The sequence below is a fragment of the Oceanimonas sp. GK1 genome (genome assembly GCF_000243075.1).
GTDB lineage: Bacteria > Pseudomonadota > Gammaproteobacteria > Enterobacterales > Aeromonadaceae > Oceanimonas.
In genome coordinates, this window is sequence record NC_016745.1 from 99,695 (window position 1) to 123,121 (window position 23,427).

Consider the following 23,427-nt stretch of genomic DNA (forward strand, 5'->3'; position numbering starts at 1 on the left):
CCGAAGGCGCTAGCCGGTGTGGCGCCGGCGTTCCTCCGCGCCAATGCGCCCGGCCACCGGGGCGGTGTTAAAGGCCATGCCGCGCTTGCCGGCGCGCTTGACCTGATACATGGCGGCGTCGGCCCGGGCCATCACATCGGCAAAGTCATCCGGTTCACGCACCCCTTCCACGCCCATGCTCATGCCCACTTCCGCCTCGCCGTTGTCCAGCTCAAAGGGCTCGTCCAGGCAGTCGATACAGGCTTGGGCCAACCCTTGAGTACGAGACTGGTGCAAGGGCCAGGGCAGCAACAGCACGAACTCGTCGCCCCCCAGGCGGCCCAGCACCACCTCCGGCGGGCACAGCCGGCGCAGGCGCTCGGCGAGCTTGATCAGCAGCTTATCGCCGGCCCGGTGGCCCAGGGTGTCGTTGACCTGCTTGAAGTCGTCGAGATCGATAAAGCACAGGGTCAGCTCGCCCTGCGGCTTGAGGGTTTTAAAGGAGTCGATCAGCCCGCTGCGGTTGAGCAGGCCGGTGAGTGGATCCTTGTGGGCCAGGCGCGACAGGGCCTGCTCGTACTCCTTTTCCTGGGTGATGTCGATATGGGTGCCCATCACCCGAAGCGGCCGGTTGTGCTCGTCCCATTCCACCACCCGGCCTCTGTCCTGCACCCAGGTAACGGTGCCGTTCTTGGCCACCATGCGGTGCTGCACCTCGTAAAACGGGCTGCGCCCGTGCAGGTGATCAAAAAAGTTGTTGAGCACCTGCTCCCGGTCTTCCGGATGCAGGTGCGCCTTCCATACCTCGAAACTGGCTTCAATTTCCTTGGGCTGAAAGCCCAGCATGGCGCCCCAGCGCCGGTTAAAAATAATCAGCTTGCCGCTGGGCACATGCAGCTGCCACACGCACAGGCCGGTGCCGTCCATGGCCGCCTCTAGTTTTTCCCGGGCGTCGGCGGCAATGCGCTTCAGGCGCTCGTTTTCCGCCTGCAGCTTCAGCAGTTCCATTGAAGGGATTCTGTCCATAGTTTCCTTCCAACAGCCGGCTCAGTCCCATCCCGTGATGTGCGCAGGATCGAGCATTTCTTCCAGCATGGGCCGGGCAAACAGGTAGCCCTGCAAATAGCGCACGCCGGCGTTCACCAGGTAGTCCCGCTCTTCCACCGTTTCTATGCCCTCGGCCAGTACCAGGGCGCCCAGCTCGGCGCACACCCGCTGCACCTCGGCCAGCCGCTGCTGTTTGGCCGGCTCCCGGTGAATGTCGCGCACCATGCCCATGTCGAGTTTGACGATGGCCGGACGCAGACTGTACAGCCACTCCGGACTGGTGAAGCCGGCGCCGTAGTCGTCGATGGCGGTATAAAAGCCGTAACGGGCGTAAGACTCGAAAATGCGCTTGAGCTTTTGCTGGCTGACAATGCGCTCACCCTCGGTCACCTCGAAAATAATCTTTTTAAGATCAAAACCGTACAGCTCCGATGCCTCTATGGTGGCACGGATGCAGGTGTCGGGATTGTAGATGGCGTTGGGCAGAAAGTTGATGCTGAGCAACCGGTCGCAGCCCAGCCGGGCAGCGGTTTTAATGGCGGTGACCCGGCATATCTGGTCGAAGTAATAGCGGTTGTCGTCGTTGATGCGCTCAAACACCCAGCCCGCCCCCTGTCCGTCGGGGCCCCGTACCAGCGCCTCATAGGCAAAAATGTCTTTCTGCTGCCAGTCGATGATCGGCTGAAACGCCATGCGAATGTCAAACCCCAGGGATTGGCCGCTCAGGCAGTCCATGCAGGTTTGCTGCTTGATCCGTATCGGTATCTCCATATTCACCGCTTTGTGGCCGTCAAAAAACCCTTATTGTAATGCGGTAAAGGCTGAAACACCCGGCATGCGCGCGAAAAAACCACTGAAAGCAAACCCCGCCGGCCACGGTCTCAAAAAAATCCATCCCCCGCCTGATCAGGAAGCTTCATCATGCTCACCGTGTTTTACGATGGCCGCTGCGGCCTGTGCGACCGGGAAATTGCCTTTTACCGCCGGCACGCCCGGCCGGGGGCGGTGCGCTGGCTCAATCTCTGGGAGCAGCCGCCGGAGCTGGCCGCCGCCGGGCTGACCCCGGCCCGCTGCCTGCAACAACTGCATGTGCTGGATGAGCGGCAGCAGGTGCACACCGGCGTGAATGCCTTTGTGGCCCTGTGGCGCACCGTGCCACGGCTGGCCTGGCTGGCGCGCCTGGCGCAACTACCGCCGGTGCGCTGGCTGCTGGCCCTGGGGTACCGGCTGTTTCTGTGCTGGTACCGCCGCCAGCCCCATGTACAACAATGCACCCTCAATTCAAAGCAAGGATAACCATGACACCACGCATTGCCATTATCGGCGCCGGTCTGGCCGGGCTGACCCTGGCCCGGGAACTGAGCGAGCACGCCGACATCACTCTGTTTGAAAAGGCCCGTGGGCTGGGCGGGCGCATGTCCAGCCGTCGCCGCGACCAGCAGCGCTGGGATCACGGCGCCCAGTTTTTTACCGCCCGCTCCCGCGCCTTCAAGGCCCTGCTCACGCCCTTTATGGAAAGCGGCGCCGTGGTGGCATGGCAGCCCAATATCACCACCCTGAGCCCCAACCAGGCTCCCTACAAGCGGCCCTGGTTCGAGCCCCACTATGTGGCGGCGCCGGCCATGAACAGCCTGCTCAAGGCCATGAGCCCGGGCCTCAACATCGCCCTGCAAACCCGGGTGCAAAGCCTGGAGCCGCAGGGCGACCGGTGGCGGCTACTGGATGACCAGGGGGAATGGCTGGGTGAGTTCGACTGGGTAATCAGCTCGGCGCCGCTGCCGCAAACCCGGGAATTGCTGCCCCTGGCCGCCGACGCTTACGCCGGCTTTGGCATGCGCCCCTGCTACGCCCTGATGCTGACGGTAGACGACCGGGATCTGCCGGTGTGGGACGCCGCCAAGGTGAACGACTCGCCCCTGGGCTGGATTGCCTTCAACCACCGGCTGCCCGGGCGCAACCCTGAGGTTGGCGCCGTGGTGGCCCACAGCAGCGCCGACTGGGCCGAGGCCCACCTGGAAGACGATCAGGACGCGGTGCGCGAGCAGCTCACCGCCGAATTCTGCGCCCTGACCGGGGTCGCGCCAAACGCCGTGCAGGAAGCGCAACTGCACCGCTGGCGCTATGCCCTGGCCACCGAGGTGGACGGCGAGCCGGTGGGCTATGTGCTGGATACGGCGCGCAAGCTGGCCGCCTGCGGCGACTGGTGCCTGGGCGGACGGGTGGAAGCGGCCTTTACCAGTGCCCGCCGGCTGGCGGCCCGGCTGCGCGAACGCGGCCTCTGAGCTCAGCCACGGCGCACATTCACCAGCATGGGGCTGCCGGTGGCCGGATCCGCCATGATGTCACAGTCCACCTGGTACAATTGCCGCACCAGGGCCGAGGTCAGTACCTCGCCGGGAGCGCCAGCGGCGACCACCTTGCCCTGGTGCATGGCCACCAGCTCATCCGCATAGCGGCAGGCGTTGATCAAGTCATGCACCACCATGACCACTGTCTTGCCCCGGCCCGCCAGGCGCCGGATCAGCTCGAACACTTCAATCTGATGACCCAGATCCAGCGCCGAGGTGGGTTCGTCCAGCAGCAGCAAGGGCGTGGACTGGGCCATGGCCATGGCAATCCAGGCCCGCTGACGCTGGCCACCCGACAGCCGGTCCAGCTCCCGGTGTTGTAGCTCCAGCACATCCGCCGCGGCCAGGGCGTCGGCCACCGCCGCCTGATCCTGCTCCGACCATTGCTGCAGCCAGCCTTGATGGGGCTGGCGGCCAAACCGGACCAGATCCAGCACCGTCATGCCCTCCGGGGCCGCGCTGTGCTGGGGCAACAGAGCCAGCTCCCGGGCCAGCTCACGGCCGGGCTTGCGGCGAATATCCTCTCCGCGCAGCAATACCTGGCCGGCAGCCGGGCGCAGCACCCTGCCCAGGGTATTGAGCAGGGTCGACTTGCCACAGCCATTGGGGCCGACGATGGCGGTCACCCGCCCGGGCCGCAGTTGCAGGTCAAGGCCGTCCAGCACCAGGGTGGCGTCATGGCCGACGCTGAGCGCACGGGCTTCCAGCGCCGGCTCGGCCACCACGGACGACAAAGGGGTAAATGCATTCATGGCCGGCTCCGGTCAGGGGTTAACAACATCCACAATAAATACGGGCTGCCCACCACCGCGGTCACCATCCCCACGGGGATTTCCAGCGGCGCCAGCAGCAACCGTCCGGCCAGATCGGCCAGCAGCATCAGCAGGCCGCCGGCCAGGGCCGAGGCCAACAGCGGCACCCCGCGATGACGGCACAGCAGGCGGGCAACCTCCGGTCCCAGCAGGGCCACCAGCCCCACCGGTCCCGCCACCGCCACCGCCAGGCCGGTCAGGGCCACCGACAGCAACAGGCTCATGGCGCGCACCCGCCTGAGGTTAACCCCCAGGCTGAGGCTCACCGCCGCCGGCAGTTGCAGCAGGCGCAGGCTGCGCCCCATCCACAACGCCGGCACCAGCCCCGCCAGCAAGCCCGCGCCCAGCAGCATGGTGGCCGCGGGCGAGCGGGCGTTCAGGCTGCCCACCGTCCACGGAAAAGCGGCATTGGCATCATCAATGGACACCATGCTCAGCATCAGCTGGGTCAGGGCACCGGCAACGGCCCCCACCCCCAGGCCCACCACAATAAAACGATGGCCCCGGTTACCGCTGCCACCGGCCAGGGCAAACACCAGGGCGGTCGCCACCAGGGCGCCGATCAGCGACATGGCGGAAGGCACCAGAGAAGAAGCCATGCCCACCACGGACGCCACGGCAAAGGCGGTGGCGGCATTGTCGATGCCGATGATGCCCGGGGTGGCCAGCCGGTTGCCGGCCAGGGTCTGCATCAGACAGCCGGACAGGGCAAAGGCGGCGCCGCTGGCCAGCCCGGCCAGCACCCGCATCAGCCGCAGTTCACGCACCACCAGTTGATTGAGCGCCGGCCCTTCTCCCCACAGCGCCAGCCATACCTCCAGCGGCCCCAGCCGCACCGTGCCCAGACCCAGGCTGGCGACCGCCGTGGCCAGCAACAGGATCAGCAACAGCAGGTTAACGGCCAGGGCGCGGCGCGACACCGGCAGGCTGATATTCCGCCGGCCCAGGCGCAAAATCCAGTAGCCGGGCAGTGGCAGCGACACGGAAGGAGAGTTCATAACGCCTCGGAGTGAAAGTTACAGTCTGGGCAGGCGACGACCGCGCACTACCGCAATCAGCACCGGCGCCCCCAGCAGGGCGGTCAACACCCCCAGGGGCAGCTCGGCCGGTGCCACCAGCACCCGTGAGCCCGTGTCGGCGGCGATCACCATCACCGGCCCCAGCAGGGCGCTCAGCCACAAACTGCGGCGAATGTCGGGCCCGGCCAGTGCCCGGGCCACAAACGGCACCACCAGCCCCACAAAGAGCACGGGGCCGGCCACGGCGGTGGCCGAGCCCGTCAGCAGGGCCACCACCACCACCGCCAGCAGGCGCACCCGCCCGGGGTGATGGCCCAGGCCCGTTGCCACCTTTTCCCCCAGGGCCAGAGCCGCCAGCGGCCTGGCCACCATCAGCACCAGTAGCAATGCCAGCGCCAGCGACGGCATGATTGCCGTTAGGGTGGCCAAGTCCCGCCCGGCCACGCTGCCGGTGATCCAGAAGCGAATTTCATCGGCACTGCGCTGATCAAACAACAGCACCATGGAGGTGAGCGCCAGCAGCAGGCTGGAGAGGGTGGCGCCGGCCAGCACCAGCCGGACCGGATCATTCCCCACCCCTTGCAGCCGGGCCGCGCTCAGCACCAGCAGGCAGCCGGCCAATGCCCCCAGCTGGGCCACGAGCACCGACAGCGTGGCCGAGGTGGCCCCCAGCAGCAGGGCCAGGGTCACGGCAAAGCCGCTGCCGGCGCTGATCCCCAGCAGCCCCGGCTCGGCCAGGGGATTGCGCGCCAGGGTCTGCATCAGAGCACCGGCACACCCCAGTGTCATGCCCGTGACCAGTCCGATCAGGGTGCGGGGCCCGCGCAGCTCGGCCAGCACAAAGCGGGCCCGTTCGTCCCCGCCGCCGGTCAGCGCCGCCAGCGCCTGGCCCGGCGTCACCTCGCCCGCGCCCAGCAACAGGCTGGCCAGGCAAACCGTCAACAGCAACAGCGCACAGCCCAGCATCAACACCGACAGCGGACGCTGGGCGGGTACCCGGGCACTGGTACGCATCAGTCTGTTGCCCGCTCCAGCATGCGCTCAATGTCGTCGAGCATGACATGTGCCGCCAGCGGCCCCGAGGCACTGGTCCAGACCTGGCCGTCTACCGGCATGACCCGGTTCCGCTCCACCGCCGACAGGCGGGCAAAGGCGGAAGACCGCTCGGCGGCGGCCATGGCGTCACGCCCGTCCTGGTTGAGAGTGGCCATAAAAATCCAGTCTTCATCCATCAGCGACAGGTTTTCCAGACTCAGCGGGGCACTGTGGGGGCGATCGGCCTTGACGATACCGGCGTCCTGCACCTCAAACCCGGCCGCCGCCAGCAGGCCGGTGGAAAACAGCCGGGTCGACATCATGATGGGCCCCTGGGGCATCCAGCGCGCCAGTACCGCCTGACGATCACCGGCCGGCAGCTGCTGCACCCGCTGGCGCAGCTCGGCGGCCCGCTGTTCAACGCCGGCCAGCACCCGCTCCATTTGCTCCTCCCGTTCCAGCGCCTGCCCATAGAGCCGCGCTTCCTGTTTCCAGGCGTCGGGATCCAGCCCCTCAATGGCGGGCACCAGGGTAGGCGCCACCGCCGACAGCAGCCGGAACTGCTCCTCGGGCAGGGAAGAGGAGGCCAGGATCAGATCCGGTTGCAGTGCAATCACCGCCTCCAGGTTGGTTTCCCGGGCCGTGGCCACCATGGCCAGTTCACCGACCTTATCCTGCATATAAGCGGCAACCCCCTGACTGCCCCGGGTGGCTACCGCCCCCACCGGCGTCACCCCCACCGCCACACTGCTGTCGAGCGCGCCCTCATACAGCGTGACCACCCGCGAGACCTCGCCGTCGAGGGTGACGGGCCCATACCGGGTTTCCAGCGTGCGCATGCCGGCCTGAGCCTGAGCCGCCAGCAGACCGGCCAACAAGGCAGCGGCACGGATAACCATTTTTACTGACATAACACCTCTCGACGATACGGGGAATCACTCCAAACAACACCAATGATAATGGTTTGCGTTGTTATTTTTAAGCGTGAATGGTGAACATGCCGTTGCAATTTGCAGAACAGGGGATGGGTCACGCCACCATGATTTTTGTGACATGCCCATGACAGCGGCGTTGACATGAAAAGGTCCGTATATAAGATGAGCGCATTATTAAGGAAACCGACCTCGCCATGACTTCCGTGCTTTTTGTCTGCCACCGCAATGCGGTGTGCTCGCCCATTGCCGAGGCGCTGCTCAACCACCTGGCGGCCGATCGCTATCGTGTGATGAGCGCCGGCGTGGAGCCCGCCCAGACCGACGCCCACGCCCTGGCCGCCCTGCACCAGCTGGGCGTCAATACCGACAGGCTCAGCAGCAAGGGGCTGGACGCCGTGGCAGGCGAGTATTTCGATATTGTCATCAGCCTGTGCGAACCGGCCGAGCCCGCCGCTCAGGCGGTGCCGGCGGCGCGCCACATGGCCTGGCATTTCACCGACAGCCCCTGTGACTCCCAGGCCGACGCCACCCGCCTGGCCCAGGAAATTTACGAGCGCATCAAGTTGCTGGTGCTGGTCCAGGATCGGCAGGAAAAAAGCCTGTGGTAAGGCGCCCCGGCGGCCAGGCTGGCACAACCATGGCCCCGCCACGGCGCCGTTAACCGCCCTCGCCGTGAGGGTTGCGCCACTCATCGGGTAACCCGCGCCGCAGGCAGGCCAGCAGGGCGGTGCTCTTTTTGGGCTGCCGCCCGAAGGAGTACAGCAGGCCGACCGGCAACGACGGCAGCCGCCACTCGGGCAAACAGGCCAGTAAACGACCCGGATGGGCCTTCTGATATCCTTCGGCAAAGCGCACCGGCAGCACACCTATGCCCTGGCCCCGGGCAATGGCATCCAGCTGCAGGGTGTAGTTGTCTACCGTCAGCCGTGATGGCGGCGGCTGAAAGGCATATTCCCCTTCACTGCCGTGGCGCAGCACCAGCCCCTCTCCGGTCTCTCCCAGCCAGTCCACCCAGGCATGGGCCGCCAGCTCCCGCGGATGGGCAGGCAATCGTTGTCCGGCGAAATAATCCGGGCTGGCGTACAGCCGGCAGGGCCAGTAACAGAGTACCTCGTGGCGCAGGCCACAATCCGGATCCGGGCCCACCCACAGCCAGATCTCGCCCTGCCCTTCCCCGGTTTCAGGCGGCCGGTGCTCCGTATGCAGGGAAATACGCACACCGGGATAATCCGCCAGAAAACGCTCCAGCGCCTGGGGAAACCAGCCCCGGGCACAGCTGCTGTGCACCCGCACCACCAGCTCGCCGCTGACCTCTTCACGCAAATCCTCCATGGCCTGGCGCCCCTGCTCGGCCAGACGCAATATCTGCCGGCTGTAGCGTTCAAACAACAGCCCCGCTTCCGTGGCCTGCAAGCGGTTACCCCGGCGCAGCAACAAGGGCTGCCCCAGGCGCGCTTCAAGCTGGCTCAGGCGCCGACTCAGGGTGGATTTGGGCAAGCCCAGGCGACGGGCGGCCTCGGTGAGGCTGCCGCAGGCCATGACGGTCGCAAACCCTTCCAGCTCCAGTAAATCCTGCATAGCGATACCATGAAACAAATGAAACAAGGCCGCTCCGAATCGTGCGAAAGCGGCCGCGGGGTGGCGAAGCCAGGATGTTCCGGATTATGGAACATACCGCTCCCATCCTATCGCAAGCGGGCAACCTTGATAAATGAAATGAGAATGGTTTAAGAGTCTACCGACGGTGGCCGTTCAAAAAAACGGGGTAACCGGCAGGAGAACCCGCTACCCCGAAAGCAACCCTCGGCGCACTCACAGGCGTTGCCGCAGATCAAAAGTCGATGCGGATCCCCAGGTTGACCCGGCGACCGTCCAGCACGGCGCCGTAGGTCTCGTTGGTAACTTCCTTGTCGGCAATGTTGTAAATGCCGGCGGTCAGATCGGTGCCCGGCGTGAGCGCATAGACCAGGCCCGCATCGAAGAAGGTGTAACCGGGTGTGCCGTCGCTCATGCTGGTACGGCTGAGAAAATCGCTGGTCTCGCCCCGGTAGTTGGCCTGGGCCCAGAGGTTGAGCCGGTCGCTGCTCTGCCAGTCGAGGCTGGCATTGGCCATGTGTTCGGGAATTTTATTCAGCGGCTCACCCGCAAACTCGCCGCTCTTCTGCTCCGACTCGGTATAGGTGTAGCTGGAGCTCAGGTGCAGGTCCCGGGTCAGATCGTAATCCAGGCTAAGCTCGGCCCCTTGCATTTCAGCTTCCGCAATATTTTTGCGTTCACTGAGAAACCAATAGTCATTGCCGTTAAATTGACAAGTCCAGCTGGATTGATCTCCCATATCACCATTCTGACAGACACGATCCTCGGCAATTTTGTCCTTGAATTCGGTACGGAACACCATCAGGCTGGAATTCAAGCCCAGCTCCTGACTCTGGTAAACAAAGCCGGCCTCATAGCTGGTGCTCTTTTCCGGCTGCAGATCCGGGTTGCCTATGATCAACGCAGTACCTCGACCCGTACGACGACCAAAGCCCTCGGTGGCCTCGGCCAGCCCCGGCTGCTTGTAGCCGGTAGACACACCGCCTTTCAGGGTCCACTCCGGGGTCAGGAGATAGGTGACGTAAGCCCGTGGGGACAGGTGACCGCCAAACAGCTCGTCATCATCGTAGCGCAGGCCCGTGGTCAGGTTAAGCCGGTCGGTCAGCGACCATTCGGCCTCGGCGAACAGGGCCGCAATCCAGCGATCCACCTGGGCCACGGCGCCGGGCACCCCGCTGGCCAGCAGACCATTGGTTTCGTCGGTAAAGTCTTCAAACTTGTACTGGCCCCCCAGGGTCAGCACATGATCACGCCAGAAATAGCTGCCCTGAGTGTTGAAAATGGTGACCTCTTCCCGCTTGGTCAGATCCTGTACCTGCTCCGATACATCGTGCTGCAGATAACTGCTGAGCATCAGATCGCCATAGCGGCCATCATGGGACAACTGGTAAACATCCTTGTGATAGGTGTAGGTCGAGGCCTCTGTGGGGTTGCCTCTGCCGTCTGTAAAGCCAATGCTCTTGCCCGGCGTGGCGGTTTCATCCAGGGCGGCCGTGTCCCAGGCCAGGCCAATCTCGTTGGCCTCGTCCGGGGTCAGTATCAGCTTGACGCCGCCCTTGGTCCGGGTGCTGTCCGGCGTGCTGGCGGCGCCGTCATCGCCACCGGCAAAGTCGCTTTCATCAGCCCCCTGCCAGCTGCCGTTGATCTGGGCGGCGAGCAGCCCCGGGATCAGGGCGCCGCCGGCAAACAGGTTCACCTGCCGGGCATCGTTGCTGACCTCGTTGAACGATTTGGTGTAATCGCTGCTGATGGTGCCGCTCCAGGCCCCCTCTGTCTTGCGGGTGATGATGTTGATCACGCCGCCCATGGCTTCGGAGCCATAGAGTGACGACATGGGTCCGCGGATCACTTCCACGCGCTCTATCATCGAGATGGGCGGCAACGCGATTTGCTTGCCGCCATCGCTGCCGTTGGTATTGACCGAACGACCGGCAGACACCGGCTTGCCGTCCACCAGATACAGGGTGTAGGCCGGCGCCATGCCACGAATGCTGATGTCCTGGGCCTTGCCGCCCCCGGTGACATAAACGCCGGGAATGTTTTTCACCGCGTCCGTGATGTCGGTATAGGCCTTTTTCTGCAGCTCTTCCCGGCTGATCACCGAGATGCTGGCGGGCGCCTCGGCAATGTTCTGCTCAAAGCCGGCGGCGGTCACCACCACCGTATCCAGGGCGGTAAACTCGTCGGCCACCGCAGCGCTGCCCGCTCCCAGTAATGCCAGGCCCAGCGCCTTGCTCAGCGCGGTGCGGGTAAAGGAAGCGGAAGCGTTAAAAGGCTCGGACATGTCGTTGACTCCTTGATAACAACGTAATTGGTTTTCCATGATGAAGCGTGTCTGCCGGCAGCCATGCACTGCGGCGACAACCAATGATAATGATTATCATTGGGTTTCAAATGGAAAGTATTGCAACAAGGTGTTGTAAAAAACGGAACAAACACAGAAAAGGCAAAAACGTCTGAAAATAAAAGGGAAAAACCGGTGCCCCCCCATGGCGGACACCGGCAATTCAAATCAGGGGGTGGCGGTCAGGGTGTGCTCCAGGCCGGCGGTCAGTTCGCTCAGCCAGGCGGTCAGATCCCCCTTGCCGGGGCGAGCCAGGGGCGTGAGCCGCCACAGGCCGGGCTCGCTGCTCCCCTTGCCGGCACCGAGGCGCAAATCGGCCCGTTCGCTACTCACTTGCGGCAGCGCCAGCCCCATCACCAGCGGCACCAGCCGCTCGTCGTCGGTGGCCAGGGCGCCGATGTTGGCGTTAAACAGCAGCTCGTCCATGGCCAGGGACTGGCGCTGAATATGCCGTTGCAGCGCCCGCCGGTTGGTCTCGATTTTTCCGGCCTGCTCGGGCCAGATGCGGGCCAGATCCCGCGCCGCCACATTGGTCATCAGCAGCAGGTTGTTGGTGTCGAGCCAGAAATAATCCGGCTCGGAGAGGTTGGGCCTCAGGCTCACCTGAGCGCCCTGTGGCGCCAGCTCCTGCGCCACATCCACCGGGATCACCGCGATATTGCGCTGGCGCAGCAGCGGGTAGGCCGACAGCGCCGGCCACACCGACTCGATGGTCAGCAGCGCGGTCGCGTCGGGCAGACTGGCGGCATCGGCCTTGCCCAGCCAGCCGGGAATGCGGTTCACCGGCAGGCGCCGGGGCGGCAGGTAAGCCACCTCGACGCCGGTGTTTTGCATCAGCGACTGCCCCAGGGCATGCAGCACGGGCACCGCCGTGGCCAGCACCGGGCCGGGCTCGGCGGCCTGGGCACCGGGGCCCAGACACAGCAGCAATAACAGACAGACTTTTTTTATCATTCGATGTTTCTCCAACGACGCAGTACCAGCGCCAGCACAAAGCCGGCGGCGGCAAACATGACGATGGCCGCCCCCGAGGGAATGGGCAGGGCGCCGGCCATGGGCACCACTATGCCCAGCAGGCAGCTGAGGGTGGAAAACAGCACCGACAGCCAGAAGAACTGCCGTCCGTTGCGGCTTATCAGACGCGCCGTGGTGGCGGGGATCAGCAGCAGGGCACCCACCAGAATGGCCCCCACCACCTTGACCGAGGCCACCGTCACCAGGGCGATCAGCACAATAAACAGGTAGTCATGAAGCCGTACATTAATGCCCCGGGTCTGGGCCAGCTCCGGCGACAGGCTGGCCAGCAGCGCCCGGTTGGCGCCGCGCCAGATCAGCCCCAGCGCCAGGGCGGCGATCACCGTCAGCACCAGGATGTCGGTGTCCTTCACCGTGAGAATGGAGCCGAACAGCACGTTTTCCAGAATGTGCACGTTCACCTTCTTGGCCACATAGAGCAGCAGCGCCGCCCCCAGGGCGATGGCGAACGACAGAAACACCCCCACCAGGGCGTCGTAAGGCACCTGGGTGCGGCTCTTTACCCAGTGCAGCAGCAGGGCGAACATCAGGCAGAAGCTGAACAGCGCCACCAGCGGCTGGGTGGCCGGCTCGCCCAGCAAAATGCCCAGCGCCACTCCGGTGAGGGCGCCATGCCCCACCGCCTCGGAGAAAAACGCCAGTCGCTTGACCACCACCAGGGGGCCCAATGCCCCCAGCAGCGGGCCCATCACCAGGGCTGCCACCAGGGCGTTGGTCAGAAAGGCATACTGAAACATCTCGGGCAGCCAGCCGTGCTGATAAAGGGCCAGCACGCCCTGTCGCAACGTTTCCATCAGGCGCAGGCCTCCAGTGCGGGCTGAGCATAGTGCGGCAGTACCTGCTGGGGCTGGCCATGGGCCCGCAGGCCGCCGTCAATCAGCCAGACCTGGTCGGCAAAGCGACGCACCCAGTCCAGGTCGTGGTGGATCACCAGCAGGGTGGCGCCGGCGGCCTTGAGCGCAGCAATTTCCCGGTTGATAAGGGCTTCTGCCTCGCGGTCGAGGCCGGTCATGGGCTCGTCCAGAAACCAAAGCTTGCTGTCGCGCTCCAGCCCCTGGGCAAACAGCAACCGCTGGCGCTCGCCCCCGGACAGCTGGCCCAGGCGCAGGTGCAGCTTGTGCTCCAGCCCCACCCGGGCCAGCAAGGCAAGGATGCGATTCCGGCAGTGGCGGCGCGAGCGGCCAAACAGCGGCCGCCGGCTCAGGGTGGTGAGCATGAACTCTTCAATGGTAATGGGCAGCGAGGGCTCAAAGCGCGCCAGCTGGGGCACATAGGCCAGCGGCCCGGGGCGGCCGGGCCAGTGCCGGGTGATCTCCCCCTGATGGGGCAGCAGCCCCAGCAGGCATTTCATCAGCGACGACTTGCCGGCGCCGTTGGGGCCGATAATGGCGTGCAGCCGGCCCGCTTCCAAATGGCCGGATACCGGCGCCAGAATTTGCACCCGGTTCAGGCTGAGCGCCAGCCGCTCAAGGGTAATGCCGGGTCCCATCAGGCCTCCCCGGCGGCAAAACGCAGCGCCTTTACCAGGGTTTGCAGGTTGTGCTCCATCTCCCGGCTGACCAGCTCGGGGTCATAATCGCCGTGGGTCATGTGAGAGAAGTGATAAATACGAATGCCGGTGGCCTGCTCTATGGTGTCGACATAACGGTTTTCCATGTCGAGCTCGGTAAACAGCAGGTGAATATTGGCCTCGCGAATGCGGTCGATGGTTTTCTGTAGCTGGCTGGCGCTGGGCTCCACCCCGTGAGCCGGCTCGATGACGGTGTCGATACCGATGCCGAATTCCTGCAGCAGGTAGCCGTAGGCGTTGTGAGTGCTGGCAATGCGGATACCGGACAAGTCCAGCTCCAGCAATTCGCGCCGGTAGCGGTTTTTCATGGCGCGCAGCTCGCGGCCATAGGCCAGGGCGTTGGCCTGAAAGGCCTCGGCGTTGTCGGGGTCGAGCCGGCCCAGCTCCCGGGCTATGGTATAGAGCTGACGAATGGCGGCGTCGATGGACACAAAGGTGTGCGGGTTGTAGTTGTTGTCGCCGTTGCCGCCGCCGAGCAGGGGCAAATCCTGGTTGGCTTTTATCAGCGTCAGGTTGGGCAACTCCAGCCCCTGCAGGGCGTGCATGGCGAATTCGTCGTGGCCGATGCCGTTGAGCACCAGGGCGTCCATGCGGGAGAGGCGCTTGAGATCCGAGGGTTGCAACTCGTAGCTGTGCGGGTTGAAGCCGCTTTGGATCAGCGGCAGCACTTCACCCTTGTCGCCCAGCACCTTGCTCACATAGCTGTAATAAGGATGCAGGGTAATGCCCACCACCAGGTGTTTGGCCGCGGCGTTAAAGGTGAGCAGCAGGCCGGCGCAAAACAATAGCCATTGTTTCATTGTGGTTTATCCATTTGTGTCCAGTGGGCCAGATCCCGGCAATGGTGCAGATCCTCGCCACCGGCGTGGTAAAACAGCCCCCCTTGCGGCGCCAGCCAGAGCGCAAAGGCCGCGCCCGTGGTGGGCTCTGTGGTGAGGTAGCAGGCCGCTTCCGGCTGTTGCCAGACCAGCTCAGGCCGATCAAAGGGAGGGATACCTGACTCGCTCAACTCATCTAGCCCCGGCCAGGCTTCGCCGTCCGGGGTCATAAACCGAATTTCCTCGGCGGCGATGGTCAGCTCGGTAAGCAGCCGGCTGCCCTCAAGGTTGAGCTCGGTGTGCGGGGCGGCGGCAGTGGCGGTATGCTGGCGCCAGGCGATGCCGGCTGCCCCCGCCAGCAGCACCAGCGCCAGGGTCAGCATGACCCAGAGCGTTTCGCGCCGGCCGTCATTGGGCGGCACCCGCTCCAGGCTGGCTGCCTTTAGTTCAGAGCTCGACATAATCGAATTCCGCCGGCTGCTCATGGCCGGCGTCGAACTGAATGTAAAACTCCTGCTCGCTCCAGGAGAAATGCACCTCGGAGCGGGCATCGGCCTTGGCGCGGGCGATTTCCTCGTCGTCATAGCTGTACATCACCACCTCGGCGCCGGTAGCCAGGGTGCCGTCGCTGTAGCCAACGCGGCAGTCCACGGTCTCGCCGTCGCGGCTGCAGTCCATCACCGGGTAGTGCGCCAACGCCGGGGCCGCCAGCCCCAGCCCCGCGCACAGTAACAGGGCTCGCATCATGGGAGGTTTCCTCATTCGGGCATGGCTTCAAAGGTGAGCAGGTAATTCACCCCCGCCTGATCCGCCAGCGGGCTGTCGATGGACCGGCGCAGGCTGGTGCTCAGCAGGTGCGGGCCGCCCTGCTCGGGGGTGAAGTACACCTCGCCGTTGGCATCGGTAACCAGTTCGGTCTGGCGGCGGTCATCCCGGTAGTTGGTGCCGTAGGGCACCACTTCCACCTTGAGATCCTTGACCGGCTCGCCATTGAAGGTGAAGCGGAACCCGGCGTTCTCGCCCACCACAATGTCGCTGGGGTGGGTCAGGGCGTCGAGTTCAAAGCCCTTGCCGGTGACTTGCAGCACCTCCCGGGACGGCGCCTGCTTGGTGACGTAAAAGGCGCTGATGGTCTGCACCGCCACCGTGGTCACCTCGCGGGCGGCCTCGGGCAGCTGCTCCTGCACTTCCTGCTTGTTGCCGAAAACACGGCGCTGGGTGTTGCGCTTGCCCACCACATAATGGGTGAAGTAACGCTCTGGTGAACGCAGCTCCACCTTCCAGGTGCCGCTGTCGGTCAGCTCCAGATCGAACACGCTGCGGCGCTGGCCCTTGAAGTAGGAGCCGATGCGGCCGGGCTCGTTGGCCGGGTTGTAGATGGTGACGTAATCCAGCCCGACCGGCTTGTCGAAGCTGAACACGCCATGGGAGGCGGTGGCATCCACGGTGATCCACTTGGCCTCATCGGTAGACAGGCTGAACTCGCTGGGCAGCATCCACAGCGGGTGGGCGCTGGCGCTGCCGGCCAGCAGGGCCAGGGCGGCGATAGAGGCCTTTATTTTGTTCACGTTATTGTGCTCCTGTGCTGATGATGACGTCGCCCAGCTCTTCCGTGGGCTGCAAGTGATAACGGGCGGGCTCGCCGCCGAGTTCAATAACCTGGCTCACCAGGCTGCGGCTGCCGTGCTCCCGGGCCGCTTCCACATGAATGCGGTATTTGCCGGCAGCCACCGGCTCACCGGCCTGATCGGTGCCGTCCCAGCTCAGCCGGTATTGCCCCGGCTTGCGGGTGGCGGAGGTGACCGCGTCCAGCTCGCCCTGGTCGTAACGGCCGGCCTTGCGCCACCAGCGGCGCATGTCTTTCAGCCAGTCGTCTTCCTTGCGCCACACCGCCAGGGTGCTGACCGCCTGCTGGCTGGCATCTTCCACCCAGACCGCCACATAGGGCCGGTAGTGGCTGCCACCGCTGCCCTCGGGCAGGGTGAGGTCAATGTTTACCGGTTGCGCCATGGCCGGAACGGCACACAGCATCAGGGCCAGCAGGGGCTTGTTCATGGACATCTCCGCTCAGTAAAGGATCAGCAGGTAAAGGCCGGCCATCAGCGCCGTGCCCAGGCCGGTGGCGGCCAGCAAACGGCCGCGCTTGCGCCGCATGGGCAGCACCAGCCAAAAGCCGGTCAGGGTAAACAGCAGCATGACAACGGCGGACAAATCGATAAACCAGCCCCATGCCGAGCCGGTATGACGGCCCATGTGCAGATCGTTGAGCACCGCCATCCAGCCGTAATGGCGGCGGGTAAGCAACACGGCACCCTCCTCTGGGATCACCTCGGCCAGGCTGTAGCCGCCGGGCTGTTTGAGGTCGATAAACAGCACCCCCTCGTCGGCGGACCAGTCGAGGCGCACCTCGCCGCCGGCCAGTGACTGCTCGGTTTTGAGCCACTGCCACACCTGACCTGCCGCCAGCATGGGATCCTGCTGCCACAGCGCCGTGGTGGCGAGCGGCCCGGGCAGCACCAGCTCGGCTTCTTGCTCGGGCGCGGCCTCGGGCAGCCACTGACGATTGTTCAGGGTCAGTCCGGTAACGGTAAAAAACAGCATGATCAGCAGCATCAGCATGGAGCTGTAGGTGTGCACCGGGCGCACCCAGCGGGGAGCCTGGGAAAAACGGGTAGACGGGCTGGACATGGAAAGAACGGCACTCCGCGCGGGTTCGAATGTTCGGAAACGCCGGGATGATCTTGCCAATGAGAATAATTGTCAACTCTATTTAGAATATGAAAACTGCTCTGTGGAAGCCGAAATGCCCTGGTGATAAGCAGCGCCCACTTTAAGAAATAAAAATAAATAATTGATTTATAAATTAAAATTAAAAAACACCAAGGCACAAAGAGACTGCTCGCGGTTCGCTGACGTCTTGTTCCAAAATATGGAACAGCTTGTACCATCTTTTTTTCTCACTGTTCGGGAACTCTTTCCCTACAATGCTTACGCTTGTGATAACCATTCTCATTAGCAAGTTTGTTTTTATCGCCAGCCGGCATCTTTGTACAGGAGAGTTGAAATGCCCATGCCCGCCCCCAGCCGCCTCGCCAGCGCCATTTCCATGGTGCTGCTGAACGCCGTTGCCGTCAGCACCGCTCAGGCCCAGTCCACCCAGGTATTCGATACCGTGGTGGTCAGCGCCGCCGGCTTTGAACAGGACGTCAAGGACGCGCCGGCCAGCATTACCGTTATCGGCCAGCAGGAACTGCAGCAGAAGCGCTACGGCAACCTGGCCCAGGCCCTGGACGGGGTGGAAGGCATTGATATTCGCCAGGGCACCGGCAAGACCGGGGGCCTGAATATCAGCATGCGTGGTCTGCCCAGCGAATATACCCTGATCCTGATCGACGGCCGCCGCCAGAATACCTCCGGCAACGCCACCCCCAACGGTTTTAACGACACCTCCACCAGCTTTATGCCGCCGCTGTCCGCCATTGAGCGCATTGAGGTGATCCGTGGCCCCATGTCCACCCTGTATGGCTCCGATGCCATGGGCGGGGTGATCAATATCATCACCAAAAAAGTGGCCGACGAATGGAGCGGCTCCCTGGATCTGGACCACACCTTTCAGCAGGATCGCGACTACGGCAACAGCAGCAAGACCAGCTTTTATGCCAGCGGCCCGCTGATGGAAGACAAACTGGGGCTGGCGGTGCGCGGCAGCGTGTTTGACCGGGCCGCTTCCGATCTGACCTTTGACAACGGCAGTACCGTCAACAAACGCGGCGTTTCACCGGTGGAAGGCCGCAACTACACCCTGGGCGGCCGCCTGACCCTGACCCCGAACGAACACCACGATATCTCCCTGGATGTGGAGCGGGGCCGGCAGGTCTATAACAATGACGACTGCCAGCTGGGCAACCTGGACGGTAAGGGCGGTGGCAGCGCGACCGACGGCTGCTCCACTGACGAACCCACCCAGGCCAATGGCTATAAGGACGAGCTGCGCTTTGAGCGGGATCAGCTGGCCCTGCTGCACACCGCCCGCCTGGGCTTTGGCAAGCTGGACAGCAGCATTACCCATAACACCACCGAAACCCTGGGTCGTACCATTCCTGGCGGACGGGTCGGTCAGTCCAGCTTCAAGCCCATTGACAGCAGCTATGACGGCTTTCCCTCCATCATTGTGGGTAACGATCGGGAACTGAAAGCCACCGAGTTGGTGATCGACAGCAAGCTGGTGGCCCCCATCGGCGAGGCCCATATCGCCACCGTCGGCGGCCAGTGGCAGGATGCCGAGCTGAAAGACGGCATCGCCACCGAGACCTTCGAACAAACTTCCTGGGCCCTGTTCGGGGAAGATGAATGGCTGCTGCGGGACGATCTGGCCCTGACCCTGGGTGCCCGCTACGATCATCACGACGCCTTTGGCGGCCATGTCAGCCCCCGCGGCTACCTGGTGTGGACCGCCAGCGACAACTGGACCCTGAAGGGCGGCGTCAGCCGGGGTTACAAGACCCCCAGCCTGAACGATCTGCATGAGGGCATCAACGGCATCAGCGGTCAGGGTTCGACCATTACCATCGGCAACCCGGATCTGCGGCCGGAAACCACCACCAGCACCGAAATCGGCGCCTATTACGACAACCTGGCCGGCTTCAACGCCAACGCCACCCTGTTTCATAACCAGTTCGATGACAAGATTGCCGAGGGCAACTCCATCAACGATCCGCTGTGCGCCGGCAACTCCGGCGGTACCTGTTCACAAAAGGTCAATGTCGACGAGGCCGTCACCCAGGGCCTGGAGCTGGCCGCCGGCTGGCAATTCGCCCCGGACTGGCGACTGTCCGGCAACTATACCTTTACCGACAGCGAGCAGAAGAGCGGCAAGGATCAAGGCGAGCCCCTGACCAACACCCCCAAACACATGCTCAATGCCAAGCTGAGCTGGAGCACCACCGAGCAACTGACCCTGTGGCTGCAGGGCGAGTACCGCAGCGATCGCACCCGCTTCCTCAGCAAGCGTGAAAACCTGGACCCCGATCAGCAGGCCCTGTTCGACGCGGTTGGCGATATCAAGGGCTATGAGCTGCTCCATCTGGGGGGCTCCTACCAGGTCTCCGACAACGTAACCCTGAACGCCACCATCTATAACCTGCTCGACAAGGACTTCACCACCGGTACTTTCTATAACAACGGTGCCGACTGGGCATCCGATTACACCCAGAGCGGCCGCTCCACCGACGGCACCCTGGAAGAAGGCCGCCGCCTCTGGCTGTCCACCAATATCCGCTTTTAAACCTTGTTCAAGTCCTGCTGTATGGCCCTCTCTGAAGGGCCTTTTTTCGTTTGCGCCTTTTCCTGCCTGCCGTTATGGTGAATAATTGAACGTCTCAAACGAACCAGCCACCCGGCCCGCGCATTGATATTCGGAGTGCCCATGAACATCGACCACCGGCTCAATGATCCGCTGTTTGCCCCGACGCCCCTCACAGGCGCCCAGCCACGTCAGGACAACGACCAGCGCGAGCGGGTGACCCCGGCCGCCGAGCCCGATGCCTTTGCCGGCCACGACGAACGCCGGGAGCGCGGCAACGACGATGTTGCCCTGTACGATGCCCGGGGCCAAAAAACCGGCAACGAAACCGCTCCCACCGAGGCAGCCGAAGAACAGGCGGGCCAAACCGAAGACGACCCGCAAACCGCCGAGGCCTCGGCCCGCCCCAGCAAGCCCTCCGGCGAGCCCATGAGCGAGCAGGAGGTGCTGGAGCTGAACGATCTCAAGCTGCGGGATCAGGAAGTGCGCACCCATGAGCAGCAGCACGCCGCCGTGGGCGGGCAGCACGCGGGCTCGCCCAGCTATGAATATGAAACCGGTCCCGACGGCAAGCAGTATGCGGTGGAAGGCGAGGTGCAGGTCGACATGTCGCCGGTGCCGGGTGACCCCCAAGCCACCATTGATAAAATGCAGCAGATCAAGGCCGCCGCCCTGGCACCGGCCGAGCCTTCCCAGGCCGATCGCAGCGCCGCCGCCCAGGCCGAACAGCTGATGGCCGAGGCCAGGGCCGAGCTCAGGGAACAACAGCGCGACACCCCCCAAGGCACACAGCAGGGGCGATACCGCTCAGGGCGAAGGCCCGGCCGCCCGCACCGGCGAACCCCGCCAGGCGCCGGCTGCGGCCACGGAGCCGCATGCCACCAGCCCGTCTCCTTCCACGGCGGACAACCGCAGCCAGATGCAACACCGCAACGAGGTGATTGCCGGTGTCTACGGCCGCACCGCCGAGCACCAGGCCCGGGCGCTCATCGGCCTGGCCTGAGCGCGGCAGCGGCATGGCCGCTTTTCCCTGCTGCCGTGGCACTTTGTCTCACCCTGACAAACTTTGGTGACATTTACCGGGTTCAATAACCGGCGTCATTCACTCAATCACGGCCGGGCACCGCCGGTGCTCCAACTGCGCATACTATGAAAAAAAACACTCTGATGTGGGCGATGCCGCTGCTGCTGGTGCCCGCCCTGGCACTCCTTCTGTTTTATTCACCGCTGTTTGACCACCAGGCGGCGCCGGCCCCGGTCACCGCCGCCGTGCAGCGTGGCGACCTCAGTGATCTGGTGACCGCCACCGGCGTGCTCCAGCCCAGCGGCTATGTGGACGTGGGCGCCCAGGTGTCGGGCCAGCTCAAGGTGATCCACGTGGAAGTGGGCGACCAGGTCGGCGCCGGCGACCTGCTGGCGGAGATCGACCCCACCGTTTACCTCGCCCAGGTGGATGCCAGCCGCGCCCAGCTGCGCAACCAGCGGGCCCAGCTCAAAGACCGGGAGGCCCAGCTTACCCTGGCCCGGCTTCAGCACCGGCGCCAGCAGAGCCTGATGGCCGATAACGCCACCTCCCGGGAGGCGCTGCAAAGCGCCGAGGCCGGCCTGCGCTCGGCCGAGGCCCAGGTGGAGGCGCTCGGGGCGCAGATTGCCCAGACCGAGTCCAGCCTGCGCGCCGACGAGGCCAACCTGGATTACGCCCGCATTCATGCCCCCATGAACGGCACCGTGGTCAGCATAGAGGCGCGCCAGGGCCAGACCCTGAACACCAACCAGCAGGCCCCCACCCTGATGCGCATTGCCGACTTGGCCACCATGACGGTGCAGGCCAAGGTGTCGGAAGCGGACGTGGGCAAGCTCAAGCCCGGCATGAAGGTGTATTTCACCACCCTGGGCGAGCCTGGCCGGCGCTGGTACAGCAAGCTGCGCCGCATCGAGCCCACCCCGGTGGTGGAAAACAACGTGGTGCTCTACAACGCCCTGTTCGACATCGACAACCCCCAGGGCCGGCTGATGTCCCAGATGACCACCCAGGTCTTTTTTGTGCGGGCCGAAACCGAGGACGCCCTGCTAGTGCCGGTGTCGGCGCTGCGCTTTGCCGGGCGGGACGGGCGCGACAGGGCGCGGATCACCGTGCTCGGCAACGACGGCGCCCTTCAGGAGCGCGAGGTGCGGGTGGGCGTAAGCAACCGCATTCAGGCCGAAGTGCTGGACGGACTCGAGGCCGGCGAGCAGGTGGTGCTGAACGTGGCGCCGGCCGGGGAAGAGGGCGGCGCGCGCCGCTCCGGCATGAGGATGCGCTTCTGATGGGCACGCCACTGATCTCCCTCCATGGCATCGCCAAGCAGTACGGCGAAGGCGAGCTGGCCACTCAAGTGCTGCACGATATCAATCTGGTGATCAACCGGGGCGAGTTTGTGGCCATCATGGGCAGCTCCGGCTCGGGCAAGTCGACCCTGATGCACCTGCTCGGTTGCCTGGACCGGCCAAGCGGCGGCCAGTACCGGCTGCTGGGGCGGGACGTGGCCAGCCTGAGCGGCGACGAGCTGGCGGCGCTTCGCCGGGACACCTTCGGCTTCGTGTTCCAGAGCTACCACCTGCTGGGTGGCCTGAGCGCCCGGGAAAACGTGGAGGTGCCGGCCCTGTACTCGGGCCTGTCCCGGGCCGAGCGTAAGATCCGGGCGGAGCAACTGCTGACGACCCTGGGGCTGGAAAACCGCCTGGGCAACAAGCCCAGCCAGCTGTCCGGCGGCCAGCAGCAGCGGGTGTCCATCGCCCGGGCGCTGATGAACGGCGGCGACATCATTCTCGCCGACGAGCCCACCGGTGCCCTCGACAGCCACAGCGGCGCCGAGGTGATGGCCCTGCTTACCGCCCTGGCCCGCCAGGGCCACACCGTGATCCTGATTACCCACGACCCCAAGGTGGCGGCCCAGGCGGATCGCCGCATTGAAATCAGCGACGGCCGCATTATCGCCGATCCGGGCCCGGCCAGAGCGCGGGAAGACACTGCAGTCCCTGCTCGCCCCCGCCCCGCCGGCTCGCTCGCCACCGAACTGCTGGAGGCGGTGCGCACCGCCTTTCGCTCCCTGCACAGCAACCTGTTCCGCGCCGCCCTCACCCTGCTCGGCATCGTGATCGGGGTGGCGTCGGTGATCACCATGCTGGCCATCGGCAACGGCTCCCAGCAGCAGGTGGTGCAGAGCATCAGTGCCATGGGCAGCAACCTGCTGCTGGTGCGCCCCGGGGCGCCCAACCAGTGGGGCCGGCGCGCCACCTCCACCCTGGTGGCGGCGGACATGGAAGCCATCAGGGAAGTGGCCAACGTGGCGGCGGCGGTGCCGGAGATCGGCGGCGCCGCCACCCTGCGCTTTGGCAACCTGGACCACAGCCCCGAGATCAACGCCACCTCCGCCGACTTTCCCGCCGCCCGCCAGTGGGCCCTGAGCGCCGGCACCTTTTTCACCGCCGACGACGAGCAGAGCTACGCCACGGTGGCGGTGCTGGGCCAGTCGGTGGTGGACGCCCTGTTCCCGGACACCGATCCCCTGGGCCAGTACGTCATGGTCAACAACATCCTGTTCTAG

24 protein-coding genes are annotated in these 23,427 nt (G+C 64.6%); 7 read left to right on the top strand and 17 right to left on the bottom strand.

Translation table 11 applies throughout. The features are described 5' to 3' along the window. Nucleotides 1-9: 9 nt before the first annotated feature. Both GU3_RS00470 and GU3_RS00475 read right to left on the bottom strand, forming a co-directional pair. Nucleotides 10-987, bottom strand: a complete 978-nt coding sequence (locus GU3_RS00470; RefSeq protein ID WP_014290587.1) for a sensor domain-containing diguanylate cyclase — start codon at nucleotides 985-987, stop codon at nucleotides 10-12. 39 nt (nucleotides 988-1,026) lie between these two features. Next, nucleotides 1,027-1,797: an EAL domain-containing protein gene (locus GU3_RS00475; RefSeq protein WP_041542811.1), complete on the bottom strand. Its 771-nt coding sequence runs from the start codon at nucleotides 1,795-1,797 to the stop codon at nucleotides 1,027-1,029. A 150-nt stretch (nucleotides 1,798-1,947) separates the two neighbouring features. Here GU3_RS00475 and GU3_RS00480 point away from each other — a divergent pair, with 150 nt between their 5' ends. Continuing rightward, a complete protein-coding gene (locus GU3_RS00480) occupies nucleotides 1,948-2,322 on the top strand; it encodes a thiol-disulfide oxidoreductase DCC family protein (RefSeq protein ID WP_014290589.1) in 375 nt (124 codons plus the stop codon). 2 nt (nucleotides 2,323-2,324) lie between these two features. Next, nucleotides 2,325-3,308 carry an NAD(P)/FAD-dependent oxidoreductase gene (locus GU3_RS00485; protein ID WP_014290590.1) on the top strand — a complete coding sequence of 328 codons (984 nt, stop codon included), beginning with the start codon at nucleotides 2,325-2,327 and terminating at the stop codon, nucleotides 3,306-3,308. Nucleotides 3,309-3,310: 2 nt separating this feature from the next. Here GU3_RS00485 and GU3_RS00490 read toward each other — a convergent pair whose 3' ends face one another. From GU3_RS00490 to GU3_RS00505, 4 genes are read right to left on the bottom strand one after another with little or no spacing between them, the layout of a single operon-like run. Next, nucleotides 3,311-4,126 carry an ABC transporter ATP-binding protein gene (locus tag GU3_RS00490; protein WP_014290591.1) on the bottom strand — a complete coding sequence of 272 codons (816 nt, stop codon included), beginning with the start codon at nucleotides 4,124-4,126 and terminating at the stop codon, nucleotides 3,311-3,313. Further along, nucleotides 4,123-5,184 (bottom strand): iron chelate uptake ABC transporter family permease subunit, encoded by a 1,062-nt coding sequence (locus GU3_RS00495; RefSeq protein ID WP_041542813.1) that lies wholly within the window; start codon nucleotides 5,182-5,184, stop codon nucleotides 4,123-4,125. The genes GU3_RS00490 and GU3_RS00495 overlap by 4 nt, the downstream gene beginning before the upstream one ends. A gap of 18 nt (nucleotides 5,185-5,202) precedes the next feature. Next, entirely contained in the window at nucleotides 5,203-6,219 is a 1,017-nt protein-coding gene (locus tag GU3_RS00500; protein WP_014290593.1) for an iron ABC transporter permease, read from the bottom strand. Continuing rightward, nucleotides 6,219-7,151 carry an iron-siderophore ABC transporter substrate-binding protein gene (locus GU3_RS00505; protein WP_041542815.1) on the bottom strand — a complete coding sequence of 311 codons (933 nt, stop codon included), beginning with the start codon at nucleotides 7,149-7,151 and terminating at the stop codon, nucleotides 6,219-6,221. Before GU3_RS00505 ends, GU3_RS00500 begins: the two co-directional genes overlap by 1 nt. Nucleotides 7,152-7,369: 218 nt before the next feature. Between GU3_RS00505 and GU3_RS00510 the strand changes: the two genes are divergently transcribed. Next, entirely contained in the window at nucleotides 7,370-7,783 is a 414-nt protein-coding gene (locus GU3_RS00510) for a low molecular weight phosphatase family protein (protein ID WP_014290595.1), read from the top strand. Between the two features lie 49 nt (nucleotides 7,784-7,832). On the opposite strand, the gene GU3_RS00515 is transcribed toward GU3_RS00510, so the two are convergent. From GU3_RS00515 to GU3_RS00565, 11 genes are all read right to left on the bottom strand, one after another. After that, entirely contained in the window at nucleotides 7,833-8,753 is a 921-nt protein-coding gene (locus GU3_RS00515) for a LysR family transcriptional regulator (protein WP_014290596.1), read from the bottom strand. Nucleotides 8,754-9,006: 253 nt separating this feature from the next. Beyond that, nucleotides 9,007-11,055, bottom strand: coding sequence for a TonB-dependent receptor domain-containing protein (locus tag GU3_RS00520; protein WP_014290597.1), 2,049 nt, complete (start codon nucleotides 11,053-11,055; stop codon nucleotides 9,007-9,009). Between the two features lie 228 nt (nucleotides 11,056-11,283). Then, a complete protein-coding gene (locus tag GU3_RS00525) occupies nucleotides 11,284-12,069 on the bottom strand; it encodes a metal ion ABC transporter substrate-binding protein (RefSeq protein ID WP_014290598.1) in 786 nt (261 codons plus the stop codon). After that, complete coding sequence (locus tag GU3_RS00530) at nucleotides 12,066-12,944, bottom strand: metal ABC transporter permease (protein ID WP_014290599.1); 879 nt, start codon at nucleotides 12,942-12,944, stop codon at nucleotides 12,066-12,068. The genes GU3_RS00525 and GU3_RS00530 overlap by 4 nt, the downstream gene beginning before the upstream one ends. Further along, nucleotides 12,944-13,639, bottom strand: coding sequence for a metal ABC transporter ATP-binding protein (locus tag GU3_RS00535; protein ID WP_014290600.1), 696 nt, complete (start codon nucleotides 13,637-13,639; stop codon nucleotides 12,944-12,946). The genes GU3_RS00530 and GU3_RS00535 overlap by 1 nt, the downstream gene beginning before the upstream one ends. Continuing rightward, complete coding sequence (locus GU3_RS00540; protein WP_014290601.1) at nucleotides 13,639-14,520, bottom strand: metal ABC transporter solute-binding protein, Zn/Mn family; 882 nt, start codon at nucleotides 14,518-14,520, stop codon at nucleotides 13,639-13,641. Before GU3_RS00540 ends, GU3_RS00535 begins: the two co-directional genes overlap by 1 nt. Beyond that, nucleotides 14,517-14,999 carry a DUF6162 family protein gene (locus GU3_RS00545; protein ID WP_014290602.1) on the bottom strand — a complete coding sequence of 161 codons (483 nt, stop codon included), beginning with the start codon at nucleotides 14,997-14,999 and terminating at the stop codon, nucleotides 14,517-14,519. The genes GU3_RS00540 and GU3_RS00545 overlap by 4 nt, the downstream gene beginning before the upstream one ends. Continuing rightward, nucleotides 14,986-15,285, bottom strand: a complete 300-nt coding sequence (locus tag GU3_RS00550; protein ID WP_014290603.1) for a hypothetical protein — start codon at nucleotides 15,283-15,285, stop codon at nucleotides 14,986-14,988. The genes GU3_RS00545 and GU3_RS00550 overlap by 14 nt, the downstream gene beginning before the upstream one ends. Before the next feature lie 11 nt (nucleotides 15,286-15,296). Next, nucleotides 15,297-16,106: a DUF4198 domain-containing protein gene (locus GU3_RS00555; protein ID WP_014290604.1), complete on the bottom strand. Its 810-nt coding sequence runs from the start codon at nucleotides 16,104-16,106 to the stop codon at nucleotides 15,297-15,299. 1 nt (nucleotide 16,107) lies between these two features. Further along, a complete protein-coding gene (locus GU3_RS00560; protein ID WP_014290605.1) occupies nucleotides 16,108-16,593 on the bottom strand; it encodes a DUF2271 domain-containing protein in 486 nt (161 codons plus the stop codon). A gap of 12 nt (nucleotides 16,594-16,605) precedes the next feature. Further along, entirely contained in the window at nucleotides 16,606-17,226 is a 621-nt protein-coding gene (locus GU3_RS00565; RefSeq protein ID WP_014290606.1) for a PepSY-associated TM helix domain-containing protein, read from the bottom strand. A 376-nt stretch (nucleotides 17,227-17,602) separates the two neighbouring features. Here GU3_RS00565 and GU3_RS00570 point away from each other — a divergent pair, with 376 nt between their 5' ends. From GU3_RS00570 to GU3_RS00585, 4 genes are all read left to right on the top strand, one after another. Next, nucleotides 17,603-19,822, top strand: coding sequence for a TonB-dependent receptor domain-containing protein (locus GU3_RS00570; RefSeq protein WP_014290607.1), 2,220 nt, complete (start codon nucleotides 17,603-17,605; stop codon nucleotides 19,820-19,822). A 141-nt stretch (nucleotides 19,823-19,963) separates the two neighbouring features. Continuing rightward, entirely contained in the window at nucleotides 19,964-20,932 is a 969-nt protein-coding gene (locus GU3_RS16570; protein WP_014290608.1) for a putative metalloprotease CJM1_0395 family protein, read from the top strand. 57 nt (nucleotides 20,933-20,989) lie between these two features. Continuing rightward, on the top strand, nucleotides 20,990-22,147 hold the full coding sequence (locus GU3_RS00580) for an efflux RND transporter periplasmic adaptor subunit (protein ID WP_014290609.1): 1,158 nt from the start codon (nucleotides 20,990-20,992) through the stop codon (nucleotides 22,145-22,147). Continuing rightward, nucleotides 22,147-23,427: an ABC transporter permease gene (locus GU3_RS00585; protein WP_014290610.1), complete on the top strand. Its 1,281-nt coding sequence runs from the start codon at nucleotides 22,147-22,149 to the stop codon at nucleotides 23,425-23,427. The genes GU3_RS00580 and GU3_RS00585 overlap by 1 nt, the downstream gene beginning before the upstream one ends.

Excerpts from the sequence above, each read along its gene's own strand:
- GU3_RS00470 (WP_014290587.1), bottom strand. The coding sequence starts at position 987 with ATGGAACTGCTGAAGCTGCAGGCGGAAAACGAGCGCCTGAAGCGCATT.
- GU3_RS00475 (WP_041542811.1), bottom strand. The coding sequence starts at position 1,797 with ATGGAGATACCGATACGGATCAAGCAGCAAACCTGCATGGACTGCCTG.
- GU3_RS00480 (WP_014290589.1), top strand. The coding sequence starts at position 1,948 with ATGCTCACCGTGTTTTACGATGGCCGCTGCGGCCTGTGCGACCGGGAA.
- GU3_RS00485 (WP_014290590.1), top strand. The coding sequence starts at position 2,325 with ATGACACCACGCATTGCCATTATCGGCGCCGGTCTGGCCGGGCTGACC.
- GU3_RS00490 (WP_014290591.1), bottom strand. The coding sequence starts at position 4,126 with ATGAATGCATTTACCCCTTTGTCGTCCGTGGTGGCCGAGCCGGCGCTG.
- GU3_RS00495 (WP_041542813.1), bottom strand. The coding sequence starts at position 5,184 with ATGAACTCTCCTTCCGTGTCGCTGCCACTGCCCGGCTACTGGATTTTG.
- GU3_RS00500 (WP_014290593.1), bottom strand. The coding sequence starts at position 6,219 with ATGCGTACCAGTGCCCGGGTACCCGCCCAGCGTCCGCTGTCGGTGTTG.
- GU3_RS00505 (WP_041542815.1), bottom strand. The coding sequence starts at position 7,151 with ATGTCAGTAAAAATGGTTATCCGTGCCGCTGCCTTGTTGGCCGGTCTG.
- GU3_RS00510 (WP_014290595.1), top strand. The coding sequence starts at position 7,370 with ATGACTTCCGTGCTTTTTGTCTGCCACCGCAATGCGGTGTGCTCGCCC.
- GU3_RS00515 (WP_014290596.1), bottom strand. The coding sequence starts at position 8,753 with ATGCAGGATTTACTGGAGCTGGAAGGGTTTGCGACCGTCATGGCCTGC.
- GU3_RS00520 (WP_014290597.1), bottom strand. The coding sequence starts at position 11,055 with ATGTCCGAGCCTTTTAACGCTTCCGCTTCCTTTACCCGCACCGCGCTG.
- GU3_RS00525 (WP_014290598.1), bottom strand. The coding sequence starts at position 12,069 with ATGATAAAAAAAGTCTGTCTGTTATTGCTGCTGTGTCTGGGCCCCGGT.
- GU3_RS00530 (WP_014290599.1), bottom strand. The coding sequence starts at position 12,944 with ATGGAAACGTTGCGACAGGGCGTGCTGGCCCTTTATCAGCACGGCTGG.
- GU3_RS00535 (WP_014290600.1), bottom strand. The coding sequence starts at position 13,639 with ATGGGACCCGGCATTACCCTTGAGCGGCTGGCGCTCAGCCTGAACCGG.
- GU3_RS00540 (WP_014290601.1), bottom strand. The coding sequence starts at position 14,520 with ATGAAACAATGGCTATTGTTTTGCGCCGGCCTGCTGCTCACCTTTAAC.
- GU3_RS00545 (WP_014290602.1), bottom strand. The coding sequence starts at position 14,999 with ATGTCGAGCTCTGAACTAAAGGCAGCCAGCCTGGAGCGGGTGCCGCCC.
- GU3_RS00550 (WP_014290603.1), bottom strand. The coding sequence starts at position 15,285 with ATGATGCGAGCCCTGTTACTGTGCGCGGGGCTGGGGCTGGCGGCCCCG.
- GU3_RS00560 (WP_014290605.1), bottom strand. The coding sequence starts at position 16,593 with ATGAACAAGCCCCTGCTGGCCCTGATGCTGTGTGCCGTTCCGGCCATG.
- GU3_RS00565 (WP_014290606.1), bottom strand. The coding sequence starts at position 17,226 with ATGTCCAGCCCGTCTACCCGTTTTTCCCAGGCTCCCCGCTGGGTGCGC.
- GU3_RS00570 (WP_014290607.1), top strand. The coding sequence starts at position 17,603 with ATGCCCATGCCCGCCCCCAGCCGCCTCGCCAGCGCCATTTCCATGGTG.
- GU3_RS16570 (WP_014290608.1), top strand. The coding sequence starts at position 19,964 with ATGAACATCGACCACCGGCTCAATGATCCGCTGTTTGCCCCGACGCCC.
- GU3_RS00580 (WP_014290609.1), top strand. The coding sequence starts at position 20,990 with ATGAAAAAAAACACTCTGATGTGGGCGATGCCGCTGCTGCTGGTGCCC.
- GU3_RS00585 (WP_014290610.1), top strand. The coding sequence starts at position 22,147 with ATGGGCACGCCACTGATCTCCCTCCATGGCATCGCCAAGCAGTACGGC.